We start from the raw sequence: 15,731 nt of genomic DNA, 5'->3' as shown, positions 1-15,731 counted from the left end.
AGAACTTTTCTGTGGACTACGATTATGAAGAAACTCGGTATGATTTCGTTGCTTATAGCAATTATCGCTATAGCGATATGGCAATGGCCGAAACCTGACGCTCCTTTACTTTCATCAAACAACGTCATGCCCGCCATGGAGAATTTGCCCGACAATTTCTTTGACACACAAGTAAACCCAGTACTAACGCAGCGCTGTGTTGTCTGCCACGCCTGTTACGATGCGCCATGCCAACTAAAGATGTCATCTCCAGAAGGTATAGCCAGAGGTGCTAACAAAGAAAAAGTCTATGAAGGGACACGACTCACCGCTGCCCAACCCAATAGAATGTTTCTCGACGCCCACAACGTAGACGCATGGCGAGAGCGTGGCTTTTTCGACGTGCTCGAATCGAAAGAAAAACCTAACGCTTCGCCGACCCAATCTTCGGTGCTAGCGCAAATGCTTTTGCTAAAAAAACAGCACCCTTTGCCCAACACCGCTCATTTAGGTGACAATTTCGATATAAGCTTAAGCCGACAAAACCAATGCCCAACCATAGATGAAATGGGCGAATATATAGCTGACCAGCCCTTGGGAGGCATGCCATACGCCCTGCCAGCGCTATCGGATTCTGAACATACTACGCTTGTTCAGTGGTTAAACCATGGTGCGCCGTTACCTTCGCCCAGAAAGCTCTCACAAGAACTGAATGAGAAAGTATCTGACTTAGAAGCATGGCTAAATGGCGATAGCAATAAGATGCAGCTTTCCGCACGTTATATTTACGAACACTTGTTTACGTCTCACCTTTATTTCGAAGATATTTCAGAAAAAGGTAAAACGCCTCAGTTTTTTAATCTCGTGCGCTCGCGTACCCCACCCGGACAAGCGTTAGATATTATTGCTACTCGCAGACCCTTCGACGATCCCAAGGTCAAACGGGTGTATTATCGTCTGCAGCCAGTGCACTCAACTATCGTGAGTAAAACACATCAAGCTTACGCCATTAATAAAACACTGATGGATAAATGGCAATCGTGGTTTGTCGACGCCGATTTTTCTGTAGAAACATTGCCTTCATACAAACCTGAAGTGGCTGCCAACCCATTAACGGCTTTTACTCTGTTGCCAGTAGAAAGTCGTTATCGATTTATGCTTGAGCGCGCGCAAAACACCATTATGGGTTATATCAAAGGTCCCGTATGCAGAGGACAAGTCGCGCTCAACGTGATTAACGACCGATTCTGGGTTTTCTTTGTCGACCCAGACATTGCCACATCTGGCAAAGTGAACGCTTTTTACGCCTCTCAGAAAGAAAACCTTCACTTACCAGCTGAAAAAGACAGTTCAGCCCTTGCGGTAAACTGGGTTAAATATGCAAAGCGCCAAAGCGAATATATGCGTGCAAGAACCACCTTTTTAAATAGTGAGTTCGAAGACGGTGAACACCTAAACATTCCGAGCATTTGGGATGGCGACGGCGGTAATACCAATGCCAGCTTGACCGTATTTCGCCACTTCGATAATGCTACTGTCGTTAAAGGTATGGTGGGCAACCCACCTAAAACGGCATGGGTGATTGACTATGCTTTACTAGAGCGAATTCATTATTTACTGGTAGCTGGCTTTGATGTTTACGGCAACTATGGGCACCAATTAATGACTCGTTTGTATATGGATTTCTTACGCATGGAGGGTGAGTCGAACTTTCTTAATCTACTACCGCCTACCACCCGCCACACGCTTCTCAACGCTTGGTATCAAAAGGCTAGCCCAGAGCTGACTGATTACTTGGAAGGTGATATCAACAGTTTCGAACAACCTTCTGGCATAGCGTTCGAAACAGATGATCCTCAACAAGAACTCTATCAACTGTTATCGCAATACTTGGCTAAGGTTCAACCGAACGCCTCAACCTACAATAAACGTTTGCTATCAGCTGAACAGTTCGAAGCATTAGACCGCTTAGATTCACTTCCTGCTCAACAAGCGACCTTGATGCCTGAAACTACCATGATTGTGATTCAAGACGACAAAAACCCAGACAACATTGATGTATTCACTGCCCTTAGAAATAGCGCGCATTACAATGTAAATAGCCTGTTTGAAGAGGAGGAAAACCGGGAGCCTTCTAAAGATTCAATCACGCTAGTTCATGGTGTGTTAGGTAGTTACCCTGACGCATTCTGGTATATCAATGCCTCAGAAATAACGTCTTCGATTGAGAAGCTCAAATCCATTAAAAGCGAAGCCGATTACAAGGCCCTGCTCGACGATGTTGGCATGCGCCGAACCAACCCTAATTTTTGGGCGTTTAGTGATAAATTAATGCAATGGTCTAGCGAGCGCTATCCTATTGAAGGCGGTCTTCTCGACTATAATCGATTAGAAGATCGGTAAACCTCCATCTTAACAGCGTTTTACGCTTTTCTTTTGCAAAATACCTGTGCTAATGTCCAATCATTGGAAATGAGAGGACATTAGCATTCCATGCCCTATCAAACCGTTGCTTTAATTGGAAAACCTCAGCACGCTGCCACTCATGACAGCTTGAACATTCTTGCCGATTATTTACTAGCGAAAGGCTGTAAGTTATTGGTCGAGGAAAGTATTGCTGAAGAGCTTGAAACCGAAAATTTTAAAAGCTGTAACCTTGTCACTATTGGAAAAGAGGCCGATCTTGCCGTGGTAGTAGGTGGAGACGGCAGCATGCTTGGCGCAGCTCGTGTGCTTGCACGTTTTGACATTCACGTAGTCGGCGTAAACCGCGGTAATCTTGGCTTTTTAACAGATATCCACCCTGATGATATTGTTCAACAACTTGATCTTATCTTTAACGGTGAATGCGTGGTGGAAGAACGCTTCTTACTTGAGGTAGAGGTTTATCGACATGAAAAGCTTAAAAGCAACAACTCTGCCGTAAACGAAGTGGTGCTGCACCACGGCAAAGTTGCCCATATGATGGAATTTGAAATTTACATTGATGAGCAATTTGTATTTAGTCAGCGTAGCGACGGATTAATAGTAGCCACACCAACGGGGTCAACCGCTTATTCTTTATCAGCGGGCGGCCCCATTATAATGCCAAAGCTAGATGCACTTACGTTAGTCCCCATGTTTCCCCATACCCTTAGCAGCCGACCTATCGTTGTTGATGCTGACAGTCAGGTATCAATGAAAGTGTCAAAGGTTAATAGTGATTCTCTACAAGTTAGCTGTGATAGCCACATCGTTCTACCCGTGTTACCCGGCGATGAAATACGTATTAATAAGAGCGCAGACAAACTTCACCTTGTTCATCCCAAGGGCTACAGCTACTTCAACGTACTTCGTAAGAAGTTAGGTTGGGGCAGTAAACTTTACTGAGCCCCCCTGCTCTAGTTTATTCGCCCCACGTGCATTTATTACATAAGTCTGTAGCATTTTCTTGGTTGCTACAGGCTTGAAAAATAAAGATTTTTTAATTTTATAAGATTTCCTTAGCGAAAACCTGTAGTTATAGCAATTTCATATTGCGGCATATCTGTTGCAACTATTGAAGTAAGCCGTCAGCACATGGTCAGTGACACGTTGACCTTATCAGTAATTAATATCGTGCTGACTTGTTTGCATTCAATAGGAGATATCATGAGTAACACCAATATCAAATTTACAGCCCCAGGAATGGATAACGATGCAGCTGCCAAAACAATCAAGGTATTGGATCAGCGATTGGTTGCACTATTAGATTTACAGTTAACGTTGAAGCACATTCACTGGAACGTAGTAGGACCAAATTTTATCGGCGTGCATGAAATGTTAGATCCTCAAGTTGATGCGGTACGCGAAATGACCGACACAATTGCAGAGCGAATTGCCACGTTAGGTGGCGTACCTAAAGGTACACCGAAAGCCATTGTTGAAGGTCGAAGCTGGAATGATTACGAATTGGGCAAAGGTTTGGTACTTGACCACCTTAAAGCGCTGGATGCAGTGTATGATGGTGTAAACGGTGACCATAGAAAAGCACTAGAAATTTTAGGTGAGATTGACCCAGTATCGGAAGATATGATTACCGGCCAACTTGCGGATTTAGAACAGTTTCAATGGTTCGTGCGCGCACACATTGAGTCTGGCAGCGGTGAATTACAACAGTAATAGGTTAACACCGAAATTCAAAGCTGATATGTAAACTATCTACAATAGATTACAGTTATTATACGAAGGAGAGCTTGTGCTCTCCTTTTTAACGTTTACTTGAGTGAAAAGCACAGCAGCAAATTGCTTGGCGCATTCAAAATATCTTACGCGACAACAATAGAGTACTTCGCTACTGTACTTACGCCTTGTAAAGAGCCCTGTAAACTCTTCCTTTACTGCGACGCTAGTTGTAGGTTACTCGTAACCCACCCTCATAAAAAGAACATATCCATTTGATATAATTGGCTTTCCTTTTATATTGGTCGATTTTTGCGTAAATATTTTACGACTTAACTTTACACAACAAAAATACTGTATATATTATCAGTTACTGTATATATCATCATGTTCAACTTTTTCGAGTGTGGTTATGTTAGCGCATCTTTCTATTTCTAATTTTGCTGTTGTAAAACAATTATCAGTTCAACTGGAAAACGGGTTGACTGCTATAACCGGTGAAACCGGTGCAGGTAAATCTATTGCCATTGATGCTTTAAGTTTGTGCTTAGGCGAGCGCGCTGATGCAAATGCGGTGCGTAAAGGGAGCGCGAAAGCCGAAATCATTGCTCATTTCTCTTTAAGCGGAAATACATTAGCTAAAGCCTTTCTCGACGAGCATGAGCTTACCTCAGACGAAGACGAAAATAGCTGCTTTGTTCGTAGAGTTATCTCGAAGGAAGGCCGTTCAAAAGCTTTCATCAACGGCATTCCAGCTTCGCTTCAGCAGCTGAAGGGTTTAGGTCAATTTTTATTAGCTATTCACGGCCAAAATACTCACCTACAACTGTTAAAAGAGGACCATCAAAGGGAATTAGTTGATGGCTACGCAAAGCACAATGAACTATTAGCTCAAGTTAAAGAAACCTATGCTCTTTGGCACGACAAGCAGCGAACGTTGAAAACGCTTCAAGAGCAAGCGCAACAGCGTGAAGACAGAATTCAATTGTTAACTTACCAAGTGCAAGAGCTCGATGAATTTGCCATTGAAAAGGGTGAATTTGAAGAGTTAGAAGTAGAGCACAAGCGCCTAAGCAATGGCCAGAGCCTTTTAGAGCACGCCCAGACCAGCGTGTATAATTTGTATGAAAGCGATGAGGGCAACGCATTATCGGTGATCCAAAGCAGCATTGAGCGTTTAGGCGAATTAGAAGCTCATGACGCAAGCCTTACGCCAATCATTGCCATGCTTAATGATGCGGCAATTCAGGTAGAAGAAGCGGCAGGAGAGCTACGTAGCTACTGCGATCACCTTGAAATCGATCCTCTTCGCTTACAACAAGTTGAGGCGCGCTATGCGAAAGCGATGGAACTTGCCCGAAAACACACTGTAATGCCTGAAGGTCTCTATCAGCATCACCAAGAATTGTCCGCTGAATTTGATGCTTTGTCAGATCAGGAAACACTGTTAGGCACGCTTGAAGGGGAAGTCGAAAATGCTCGGGCAGCGTACCTAACGGCAACTAGAGGCCTTTCAGAGAGCAGGAAACGGGCTGCGGATAAGTTAAGTGCCGACATTGAAGTACAAATTCGCCAGATGAATATGCCGCACGCAAGCGTGGACATAAAGATTCAGTACGACGAACTCAAAAAACCCGTAAGCACAGGACTAGATGCCGTTGAATTTAGGGTGTCGACTAACCCTGGTCAAGACGCAGATAAGCTAGAAAGAGTGGTATCAGGTGGTGAACTATCTCGTATCGGTTTGGCTATACAAGTTATTGCAAGCGACCATCACGCAACACCGACGATGATTTTTGATGAAGTGGATACAGGAATTAGTGGCCCTACTGCATCAATTGTTGGTGGGCTCCTTCGGAAATTAGGCAAACAATCGCAAGTTATGTGTGTAACTCATCTACCACAGGTAGCGGCGCAGGCGAATAACCAATTATTTGTTACCAAAATCACAGATGGAGAAAGTACAGAAACACAGATGCTTGCATTGACTAAGCAAGACAGAATTGACGAGCTGGCAAGGCTACTGGCTGGCGACAAAATAACCAAATCCGCCTTAGCTAATGCGAAAGAACTGCTTAAAAGCGCAGCATCGAACTAAAATGCAGTTGATTGGTCCTAGTTGTCAATGTAGCATGCCTTCGCGCTTGCAATAAAACAGTCTCGAAATTCGCACTATCGAAATTCATAGGCACTAACAAAGGCAATACTGGACAAATTAACGCATGAAGTTGCAACACTTATTAGTAATTCTTGGTATCACACTTACATCAACTGCTTGCTCGAATTGGATTTATCGAATCGATGTTCCGCAAGGTAACTTTCTAGATCAACGCGACGTTGAAAAGCTTCGTGTTGGGATGACGAAAGAGCAAGTTATCTATGTTCTGGGGAACCCAGTAGTTCAAGATTCATTTGATAATGACACGTGGTACTACGTTTACGATATGAAACGCGGTATGAAAAAGCGCGGCGAAGATTTTCAGAAGCAAATGATAATCAACTTCGTAGACGACAAAGTAACGACGGTTGAAGGTGATTTCGAATTATCTGAAGACTTCAATACGCCAATCGATAACTAGTAGCAGAGAAAAGGTAGCAAGCTCAGGCTACCTTTTTTGTATGTATAGCTTTTACTAAAACACTTATTTTTCGAAGCTTTTTACTTATTGTAGAGGTCTAAATGGAGCATAGTTTTTGGCATAGTAAATGGCAAAAAAATGAAATTGGATTTCATGAACCTGCTGGAAATACACTGCTGATGAAGTATGCGTCTTCTCTGCTTAGCCACAATTACGCTAGCTCATCGTTAACGCGTGTTTTCGTTCCGCTGTGTGGCAAAACCCGTGATATAAGTTGGCTACTCTCGCAAGGTAGCGAAGTCGTCGGTGCTGAACTTAGTGAAATTGCGATTATACAGCTATTTGAAGAGCTAGGTGTCACTCCCACTGTCACTACCTCTACCAATGGCAAAGTTTATACCAAAGACGGTTTAACCGTTTACGTTGGTGATATTTTTAAACTAACGTCTCGCGATGTAGGCGACGTTTCGGGTGTTTACGATAGAGCGGCATTAGTAGCATTGCCCAGCCCGCTTCGCGAAAAATACGCGGCTCACCTTATGGCTATCACGAAATGTGCGCCGCAGCTTATTATTTCTTTTGAATATGATCAGAACGAAATGGCGGGCCCGCCTTTTAGTGTGAATGAAAAAACCGTAGATGCTCTTTACTCAGCGGCTTACAACATTAAAAGGCTTGAGCGCTCTACACTTGAAGGCGGGTTAAAAGGCAAAGTAGATGCTGACAATTTGGTCTTTGCGCTTACGGCGAAATAGACATTTTGCTGATGCTTACTTCAAACAAATATCGTTAAAAAAGGTGTTCAAGTTACGGCTTAATTTCACAAAGTACGTCTCGAGCAACTCGGTAAAGCAGTGCGTTACATGTCGACTAGAGGCCAAGCAGCGCCTCTACGCCAAACAACAACGCACCTATTAGTCCCCCTACAATTGTGCCATTAATTCGTACTTTTTGAAGGTCGCGACCGATATTTAATTCCACCTGCTCAGCCATTTCGCGTTCATCCCAGCTATTTATGGTGTCGCGTATGTGACGGGTCAGAAACTCAGCCAATTCAGGTGCCATATATTTAGCTGCTTCGCCTATGTGTTTGTTGAACGCCATGGCTAATTCACTGTCTTGGGTCAACGTAGTGCCCAAGTCTTTTAGAAGGGCCGACACCTTTGTTTCTGCTTTACCATTTTGTTCTTCAAGGGATTTTAAGAGCCATTGATGAAACTTAGACCAGGATTGCTGAACATACGCGTTTAGCGCTGGGTCATTAATGATTTTTTCACGATAGCTGTTAACTTTTTTCTCCATTAACGGGCTATGTTGTAACTCATATAGGAACTCATGCACTTGTTCGTCAAATGCGTGGCGTATGGGGTGATGCTCATCTTCGTATATGTCGTCTAAAATACTCGAAACCGCTTTAACAGCAATCAGTGCACCCTGCTCACTTAGCCAGCTAGAAGGAAGTAGCTTTTCAATTCTACTGTATTCGGTTTTCAGCCAGACCACTAACGTATCTGCTATGTAAATTTGGGTTTCTGGCTCTGCGAGCAGTTTCGCTAGTTTCCCCAGTACCCTATCAAGTACGACCTGGTGCTGACGCTCCTTTGTTACAGCGCCTAACGAAGTAGCCATTAATTGCCTAAGATCGAGTTGGTTAATGCCCTTTTGGGCGGTTTTAGCGATAAATGCTTTTACCGGTTTATCATCAAGCACGCGCAGAACACCTGCAAAAGCATCACATAAAAAGCGGCTTAAACGGGTAGCGTTTTTGTCCTGTGACAACCACCTTCCAGCACCCTTAGCAGGGTCGCTATCCCGAATTAGCTTCTCTATTGCCTCGGGGTGAAAGAACTTCTCTTTAACGAACAATGACAAATTATTAGCAATAACGGATTTGTTGCTAGCCACGATATTGGTGTGAGGAATAGGGTACTGCGCAGGAATGGGCTTAAATAAGGCGGTCACAGCAAACCAGTCAGCAAGACCACCAATAAGGGCAGCTTCACTCGCCATCTTAATAAGCCCTAACCACCACACACCTTGCAAACCCGTGCAAAACTTGGGGAGTAATACGGTTAAGACGAATACACTTGCGGCAAAAATCAAACAGGCCAATGCGAGCCTTTTAGCCTTATTCAACTGCGTGTACTTTTCCTGCATAAACTGCTCCGTTTAAATTACTCGTCTACCGTACTGATCTATAAGTGATGTGCCGTCTTCTTTAGCAAAAGGGCCTTGTGGCCATAAAGGTAAAATATCCAGTACTACCTCACTTGGGCGGCATAGCTTTACTGTTTCTTTAAGGTTATTAGAAACCGTCTTTCCCTTCTTCAGCTGTTCGGTCAAAGAAGCTGAGTGTTCATATTCATCTTGAGGAATGCAAACAATAGGCCTATTCACTAAAACGGGATGTTCCAGCATCAATTCAAAGATGATTTCGTTACTCACTGTTTCATCAAGTAACCCTAATTCAGCAGCAGGCGACTTTGTTGTGCGAAGCGCTTGTCGAGGGTTAAGGTTAGCTGCATTCAATAAATAAGTTAGTTGTTCACGTTCCCACCCAACACGTAAATACTCAATAACCTGCACCTCATACCCAGCGGCCTTGATCACCGCCAGTACATTCCTAGACGTGCCGCACTCTGGGTTGTGATAAATCTTTATCATCTCCACCTAACCTCACTAAAAAGTAAAAACCACATATACCAACATACTATTAAAATTCGAGGACAGACACTCGCAAAGGCTAAAACCTTGCCTGTACTCGTTGGACACACACTCAAATAGCTACCAGTACTTCTTGGACACACACTCAAATAGCTACCTGTACTTCTCGGACACACACTCAAAAAAGCAGCTTGTAACCAAAAAGATGTATTCACATTGAGTGTCTGTCCATTTCTTTAAATAATTTCTTCAAGCGAGTGTCTGTCCCCTTCTGAAATCCCTTCTGAGCTTAGAGCCATGTGGTACAAAATGGTCAAATTCGCCATCCGGTGGCAGATGAAACTATAAAATTAGTTATTACACCATTGATGCAGTCTACCCCCTTTAGCATATTAAAATAACCTTTTGATTTTAAATGCTTTTTAAGAGTGGCATGATACGTGATATGTATTTTATAAATGCACAACAAAATTTGTGTTTGATATCAATACCGTTAAAGCGTGTTATTAAGTATTTATGAAACAATCAAGGATAAAAGAATATGAAAAAGTCTATTATTGCTAGTGCAGCTATGTTGCTTTCAGCCTCTTTGCTTACTGGCTGCGTTATCCATGTTGGCGACGCTAGCGCATTAGAAGGCAGCGATTTCAGTTCTATTCTAGGCAATATTGACATAGCTGAAGGGAAACACGCTGGTGATATTTCTTCTGTTAATGGCAATGTGGAAATTAGCGATCATGGTGGCGCGGATGAAGTCAGCATCGTTAACGGAAATCTTGAAATGGGTAGCCATGTGTCTGTCCGAAATATCGATATTGTAAATGGCGATGTAAGTGCAGCTTCACACCTCAATGTGCTTAAGGGTGTAGAGACCGTGAATGGAAATGTTACGCTTCCTACGCAAAGTGCAATTGGCGGTAGCGTTGAAACAGTGAATGGAGACATAACAGCCGTCGATACAACCATTGAAAAACACATCAAAACACTCAACGGCGATATTACTTTATCTGGCTCTTCTCACGTTTTAGGCGATATCGTATATAAGGAAAGTGAAAGCGCTTGGGGCAAGAAATCAGACAACAAACCAACCCTATCGATTAGTGCATCGGTTACTGTAGACGGCAGCATTGTTTTGCACCGCCCTGTTAACCTAGACATTGAAAGCGATGAACTAAAACAAAAAGTCATTGTAAGCTACGGCAGTGCACAGTAACGTATTGGCTTAATCATTTAAGCTAACATTCTGGAAATGCATGACTGAACAAGAAAAGATGCTTGCTGGCGATTTATACTTTCCGTCAGACAAAACATTATCGGCATTGCGCAAGCAATGCCGTATGCAATTAGACGAGCTCAACACAACTTGTCAAAGTGACCACAAAAAGCGTACGAGACTACTAAAAGCGCTGTTTGGTAGTACTGGAAAAAGGCTTTACATCGAGTCTTCATTCAAATGTGATTACGGCGAAAATATTCACGTAGGCGAAAATTTTTTCGCTAACTTCAATTGTGTGATTTTAGATGCAGCGAAGGTCACGATAGGTGATAACTGCATGATTGCGCCTCAAGTCGGTTTATACACCGCTACGCACCCATTAGATCCTTTACAAAGGGCAACCGGCATCGAGTTCGCCAAGCCCATTACTATTGGCGACAATTGCTGGATTGGTGGTATGGCGGTCATAAACCCTGGCGTAACGTTGGGAGACAATGTGGTTGTGGCCTCTGGCGCGGTGGTAACTAAGTCTTTTGGGGACAATGTGGTCATTGGTGGTAACCCTGCCAAAGTCATCAAAGAAATAGAGCAAGCCGAATAGAGCATGTGATGTTTTCGGTATCACATGCCTTAAAAAGCACCTTTACACGAGTCCATACCAAGTCACATCTATCGATTTAATCTGAACCGTAATTCAAAGACTCTTCAAGGGCCGCCATTAGTACCTCAAAGGCGGCCCCTAGTTTTAGCCTAGTACACAGAGCTAGGTAAAATTAAACGCTATTCCGTTAGTAGTCTAAAGACAAACGCGCTCTATAAATCGTTAATCCCAGTCTGGAGCAAAATCTGGGTTTACAATTCGGTCGCCGTTATCAAGATCATCAATAAGCGCGAGCTCTGAATCAGTTAAATGTACACCACCGTAAGCTAAATTCTCCGCCAAGTGTACTTTACTGGTTGATGAAGGGATTGCGTAAATGTGACGTTTCTCCATCCACGCCAGAACAACTTGCGCCGGCGTCGCATCGTGGTTTTGCGCTATTCGCAATAACGTTTCGTCCTTCATTACTTTTCCTACCGCAAATGGCATATATGCAGTCGCTTTTATGCCTTTTTCCTTACACGCTTCAACAACTTTCTTATTTTGCATGAAAGGATGGATTTCAATTTGGTTGGTGTAAATCTCGCCTTTACCAAGAACCTTTTCGGCCTTATCTAACAAATCAATAGTGAAATTAGACCCCCCAATATGACGAGTAAGCCCTTGCTCTTTCGCCTTCGCAAGATTGCCTAAGTAACTTTCGAGTGAAATATCATTACCAGGATATGGCCAATGGATAAGAAGCAAATCAACATATTCTAGCTTCAGCTTTTCTAAGCTTTCGTGAACACTTGGAATAAAATGAGCATCGCCCAATGACTCGTGCCACACCTTTGTGGTGACAAACAGTTCGCTTCTATCAAGCCCGCTGGTTTTTATGGCATCGCCAACTTGTGCTTCGTTGTCATAAAATTGTGCGGTATCAATGTGTCTGAAACCAACCTCTAGCGCTTTACTTACTGACTCACGGGCCTCGTCACCTTTCAATCGAAACGTTCCCATTCCTAACTGAGGCATATCTTTCATTACTTTCTCCTTTTCCGTGTTGGTCTTAACCTACTTGACGTAGCAGCTTCACACTTTGCTACGCCATCGCTTAGAAAGAAGATCGTAATCATCGAGACTGAAATCAGAATTAAATGGGAAACAAACTTAGTGATTAAGTTGAAGAATACACGTCACTAAAATAAAAAAGCCGCTAGCGAACGCTTGCGGCTTTGAGTAATCACTTACACGTGATGGATAAATAAGACATTACTTACGTTTGGCGGGACGCCCAGGCCGTTTATTTAAGCCTTGTTGCTTACGCACTTTATGCTTTTTAACCGAGCGACGCATGCGACTTAAACGCGCGTGGTCAAGTTTGCCCTGGCGTACATTAACCATAGTTTGCGTTTCATCCGGCAGTTGAACATGGCTACGAAGCGCGTTCACGTCTTCTAATCCTAGTTCAACCCACGCACCTTGCGGTAGACGCTTCTGCAGTTCAATTGGGCCATATTTAACGCGGATCAAGCGGCTAACTTGCACGCCCTGCGACTCCCAAAGACGACGCACTTCGCGGTTACGCCCTTCTTTCAACGTTACGTTGTACCAACGGTTCATGCTTTCATCTTCAGCATGCTGCGGCGTAGGCGCACCTGAAATTGTCAGGAACTTTGCTTCGCCGTCTTCCAGCTCTACACCTTTTTGAAGGGTATGTAGTGTTTTGCCTGTTACCTCACCGAATACACGTACTGCGTATTCGCGTTCTACTTCGCACTTAGGGTGCATTAGGCGATTGGCTAGTTCACCATCGTTAGTGAATAACAGCAGGCCACTGGTGTTCATGTCTAGACGACCAACGGTGATCCAGCGCCCTAGTCGAATAGCGGGTAGACGGTCAAATACCGTATCGCGACCTTCAGGGTCGTGACGGCTACACAATTCACCTTCGGGTTTGTTGTACATCAACACTCGGCAAATTGGCTGTTCTGTTTGACGAGATAGCAAATGACCATCAACACGGATTTGTGCGGTGTGGTCGACTCTATCTCCTAATGTTGCTTTGGTGCCATCGACCGATACTCGGCCTTCTTCAATCCAACGTTCCATTTCTCGTCGCGAGCCTAGCCCTTGGTTAGCCAGTACTTTTTGCAACTTCTCAGTCATGGGTTTTCACTCTTTAATTGCTTGTTTACGGTCGCACGGTCTATTCGGACGGTGCCTCATTTAACACCTTAAGCGGCGAGTCTGACGCAACGCTTTCAGCCATGTTTTCGAAAGCATCAGCATTGGGCAAATCGCTCAACGACGTCATCGAAAAATAGTCTAAGAAGCCTTTGGTAGTTGCATAAAGTGCTGGTCGCCCAGGCACTTCTTTGTGGCCCACTACCTTTACCCAGTCTCGTTCTGTGAGTGTCTTTATAATATTACTGCTTACCGCCACGCCCCTGACCTGCTCTATTTCTCCGCGGGTTATAGGTTGACGATAGGCAATGAGTGCCAAGGTTTCGAGCATTGCTCTAGAATACTTTGGCGCATTTTCCTGCCACAATTTGCTTAACCACGGGCTTAACGCATCTAACGATTGAAAGCGATAGCCACTAGCTACTTCCACCAGCTGAATGCCTCTTGGCTGATAGTCTAACTTTAGCTCGTTAATCACCTTACTCAAGGTTCTATCAGCGACGGTAAACTCATTGAGTACCGTTTCTTTTAAATGCTGCTTTGAAATAGGTTTATCAGCAACAAATATTGCTGCCTCTACCAATTGTTTAAGCTGAGCCGTGTTAATTTTCTTCATGGGCACCTAATTTTACATGAATTTTTGCATAAGGACCTGCCTGAATGCATAAAATTAGCTGTTCTTTTACTAATTCTAAAATTGCTAAGAAGCAAACCACTACCCCAGCTTTACCTTCTTCAACGGTAAATAGGCGTTCAAGTGGCGTATATTCTGTTGTTGTGAGTAACGACAAGATGAGCGACATGCGCTCTCGCGTGCTCAGTGCTTCCCGTGCAATAGTATGGTGTTCAAACGCTTCAGCGCGCTTCATGGCCGCACTGAACGCCAATACAATTTCAGCTAAAGATACATCGGGCTCAATGCGAATTGGCGCCACATTCTCACTTAGTTCAACGTGAGTGGTGAAAATATCCCGTTCAAGTCTAGGCTGAATATCTAAATCTTCTGCCGCTTGCTTTACTAGCTCGTATTCTTTTAATCGGCGAATAAGCTCTGCTCGAGGGTCTTCTTCTTCGTCGGAATCGTCACTGCGTTTAGGCAATAGAAGCCTGGACTTAATTTCTGCCAATATGGCTGCCATCAGCAAGTACTCTGCCGCCAGCTCTAATTTTAGCGACATCATGGCATCCACATACTCCATATACTGCTTGGTAACATCAGCGATGGGCAGTGTGGTGATATCAAACTTTTGTTTTCTAATAAGATAAAGTAGTAAGTCGAGCGGCCCTTCGAAGGTTTCTAATATGACCTCTAGGGCATCGGGGGGAATGAAGAGATCTTCAGGCTTTTCAATTAGCGCTTCGCCATTAATAAACGCAAGTGGCAACGGCTGCTGAACAGGTGTCGAAAGCCTCTTCTCAACAGAGGCATCATTATCGTTATTATTTTCTTCAACAAGCTCTGACACAGTTCCACAACCGTTTTTACGCGCTAGCAAAGCGGCGATTATTGATATTATTATTTACGCGTTCACGCGAGAACTTGCAGCGCTTCGCTGCAAACCGAAGCGCTACAGGCCCTCGCAACATAGCTTACGGTTTCCTACTATAACTTTCACCTGCAACAAGCAAAAGAAACTAGTTAAAATAGGCTATCTACAACTATCTGTTCAAAAAAACAGTAAAACGAAAATTACTCAAAGGGAGACGGATCGCCCGTGCCATGTCGCACAATTACCGGCGTGTCTTCCGACAAATCAACCACGGTAGTGGGCTGCTCTCCAATGTAACCACCGTGAATAATAAGCCCTACTTGCTTTTCTAAGTTGTCGCGAATGACATCTGGGTCTGACTCAGCCATGGTGTTACCTGGCAAAATCAAAGACGTAGACATCAATGGTTCGCCCAGCTCTTCCAATAATGCAAGTGCAATGGCGTTATCGGGCACGCGAATACCTATGGTTTTACGTTTAGGATTTTGCAAACGCTTTGGTACTTCGCGGGTCGCTTTCAACACGAAGGTGTATCGCCCTGGTGTGTTGTTCTTAATTTGCCTGAACGCCGTGTTGTCTACCTTTGCGTAAATTGATAGCTCAGACATGTCTCGACACATTAAGGTAAAGTTGTGATCTTTATCGATTTGACGAATACGACACAACTGCTCAAGCGCCTTTTTGTCTTCCATTTGGCAACCTATGGCGTAGCCTGAGTCTGTCGGATACACCACCACTGCTCCCTCTCGAATTAACTCACAAGCCTGACTAATAAGGCGCTTTTGCGGGTTGTCGGGGTGCACATAGAAAAATTGACTCATAATTACTTCCTTTTCTTAAACGCGCAGAACGATACTACTTTGCCAACGAGGCAAGTGTCTGTCCACTCGTAA

15 protein-coding genes are annotated in these 15,731 nt (G+C 43.9%); 8 read left to right on the top strand and 7 right to left on the bottom strand.

Annotated features, from left to right (window positions below):
• The first annotated feature begins 39 nt into the window (after nucleotides 1-39).
• The 6 genes from MHN00_RS14670 (at nucleotide 40) to tmpT (ending at nucleotide 7,453) form a co-directional block, all read left to right on the top strand.
• Nucleotides 40-2,382 carry a fatty acid cis/trans isomerase gene (locus tag MHN00_RS14670; protein WP_239301746.1) on the top strand — a complete coding sequence of 781 codons (2,343 nt, stop codon included), beginning with the start codon at nucleotides 40-42 and terminating at the stop codon, nucleotides 2,380-2,382.
• Nucleotides 2,383-2,472: 90 nt separating this feature from the next.
• Nucleotides 2,473-3,348 (top strand): NAD(+) kinase, encoded by an 876-nt coding sequence (nadK, locus tag MHN00_RS14665; RefSeq protein WP_071814313.1) that lies wholly within the window; start codon nucleotides 2,473-2,475, stop codon nucleotides 3,346-3,348.
• A gap of 261 nt (nucleotides 3,349-3,609) precedes the next feature.
• Complete coding sequence (gene dps, locus MHN00_RS14660; protein ID WP_239301583.1) at nucleotides 3,610-4,119, top strand: DNA starvation/stationary phase protection protein Dps; 510 nt, start codon at nucleotides 3,610-3,612, stop codon at nucleotides 4,117-4,119.
• 412 nt (nucleotides 4,120-4,531) lie between these two features.
• Entirely contained in the window at nucleotides 4,532-6,217 is a 1,686-nt protein-coding gene (gene recN, locus MHN00_RS14655) for a DNA repair protein RecN (RefSeq protein ID WP_239301582.1), read from the top strand.
• A gap of 124 nt (nucleotides 6,218-6,341) precedes the next feature.
• The gene (bamE, locus tag MHN00_RS14650) at nucleotides 6,342-6,698 is read left to right on the top strand and encodes an outer membrane protein assembly factor BamE (protein ID WP_071814311.1); all 357 of its coding nucleotides are present in this window, start codon (nucleotides 6,342-6,344) and stop codon (nucleotides 6,696-6,698) included.
• 101 nt (nucleotides 6,699-6,799) lie between these two features.
• On the top strand, nucleotides 6,800-7,453 hold the full coding sequence (gene tmpT, locus MHN00_RS14645; RefSeq protein WP_239301581.1) for a thiopurine S-methyltransferase: 654 nt from the start codon (nucleotides 6,800-6,802) through the stop codon (nucleotides 7,451-7,453).
• 115 nt (nucleotides 7,454-7,568) lie between these two features.
• Here tmpT and MHN00_RS14640 read toward each other — a convergent pair whose 3' ends face one another.
• Together MHN00_RS14640 and MHN00_RS14635 are read right to left on the bottom strand one after the other, a co-directional pair.
• On the bottom strand, nucleotides 7,569-8,855 hold the full coding sequence (locus MHN00_RS14640; protein ID WP_239301579.1) for a DUF445 family protein: 1,287 nt from the start codon (nucleotides 8,853-8,855) through the stop codon (nucleotides 7,569-7,571).
• A 12-nt stretch (nucleotides 8,856-8,867) separates the two neighbouring features.
• Entirely contained in the window at nucleotides 8,868-9,362 is a 495-nt protein-coding gene (locus MHN00_RS14635) for an arsenate reductase family protein (protein WP_239301578.1), read from the bottom strand.
• 541 nt (nucleotides 9,363-9,903) lie between these two features.
• Here MHN00_RS14635 and MHN00_RS14630 point away from each other — a divergent pair.
• Nucleotides 9,904-10,575 (top strand): hypothetical protein, encoded by a 672-nt coding sequence (locus tag MHN00_RS14630; RefSeq protein WP_239301577.1) that lies wholly within the window; start codon nucleotides 9,904-9,906, stop codon nucleotides 10,573-10,575.
• Nucleotides 10,576-10,615: 40 nt separating this feature from the next.
• Nucleotides 10,616-11,179 (top strand): sugar O-acetyltransferase, encoded by a 564-nt coding sequence (locus MHN00_RS14625; protein WP_239301576.1) that lies wholly within the window; start codon nucleotides 10,616-10,618, stop codon nucleotides 11,177-11,179.
• A 222-nt stretch (nucleotides 11,180-11,401) separates the two neighbouring features.
• On the opposite strand, the gene dkgB is transcribed toward MHN00_RS14625, so the two are convergent.
• The 5 genes from dkgB to MHN00_RS14600 form a co-directional block, all read right to left on the bottom strand.
• Nucleotides 11,402-12,205: a 2,5-didehydrogluconate reductase DkgB gene (gene dkgB / locus MHN00_RS14620; protein WP_239301575.1), complete on the bottom strand. Its 804-nt coding sequence runs from the start codon at nucleotides 12,203-12,205 to the stop codon at nucleotides 11,402-11,404.
• Between the two features lie 228 nt (nucleotides 12,206-12,433).
• Nucleotides 12,434-13,330, bottom strand: a complete 897-nt coding sequence (gene rluB, locus MHN00_RS14615) for a 23S rRNA pseudouridine(2605) synthase RluB (RefSeq protein ID WP_239301574.1) — start codon at nucleotides 13,328-13,330, stop codon at nucleotides 12,434-12,436.
• A 40-nt stretch (nucleotides 13,331-13,370) separates the two neighbouring features.
• Nucleotides 13,371-13,964, bottom strand: coding sequence for an SMC-Scp complex subunit ScpB (scpB, locus tag MHN00_RS14610; RefSeq protein ID WP_014948948.1), 594 nt, complete (start codon nucleotides 13,962-13,964; stop codon nucleotides 13,371-13,373).
• A complete protein-coding gene (locus MHN00_RS14605) occupies nucleotides 13,951-14,814 on the bottom strand; it encodes a segregation/condensation protein A (RefSeq protein ID WP_014976096.1) in 864 nt (287 codons plus the stop codon). The genes scpB and MHN00_RS14605 overlap by 14 nt, the downstream gene beginning before the upstream one ends.
• A 224-nt stretch (nucleotides 14,815-15,038) precedes the next feature.
• Nucleotides 15,039-15,659, bottom strand: coding sequence for an L-threonylcarbamoyladenylate synthase (locus tag MHN00_RS14600; protein WP_014948946.1), 621 nt, complete (start codon nucleotides 15,657-15,659; stop codon nucleotides 15,039-15,041).
• Nucleotides 15,660-15,731: the final 72 nt, after the last annotated feature.

The sequence above is a fragment of the Alteromonas sp. Cnat2-8 genome (genome assembly GCF_022348355.1).
GTDB lineage: Bacteria > Pseudomonadota > Gammaproteobacteria > Enterobacterales > Alteromonadaceae > Alteromonas > Alteromonas macleodii.
Note: the sequence above shows the minus strand (reverse complement) of the source record. Positions and strands in the feature narration are given on the sequence as shown.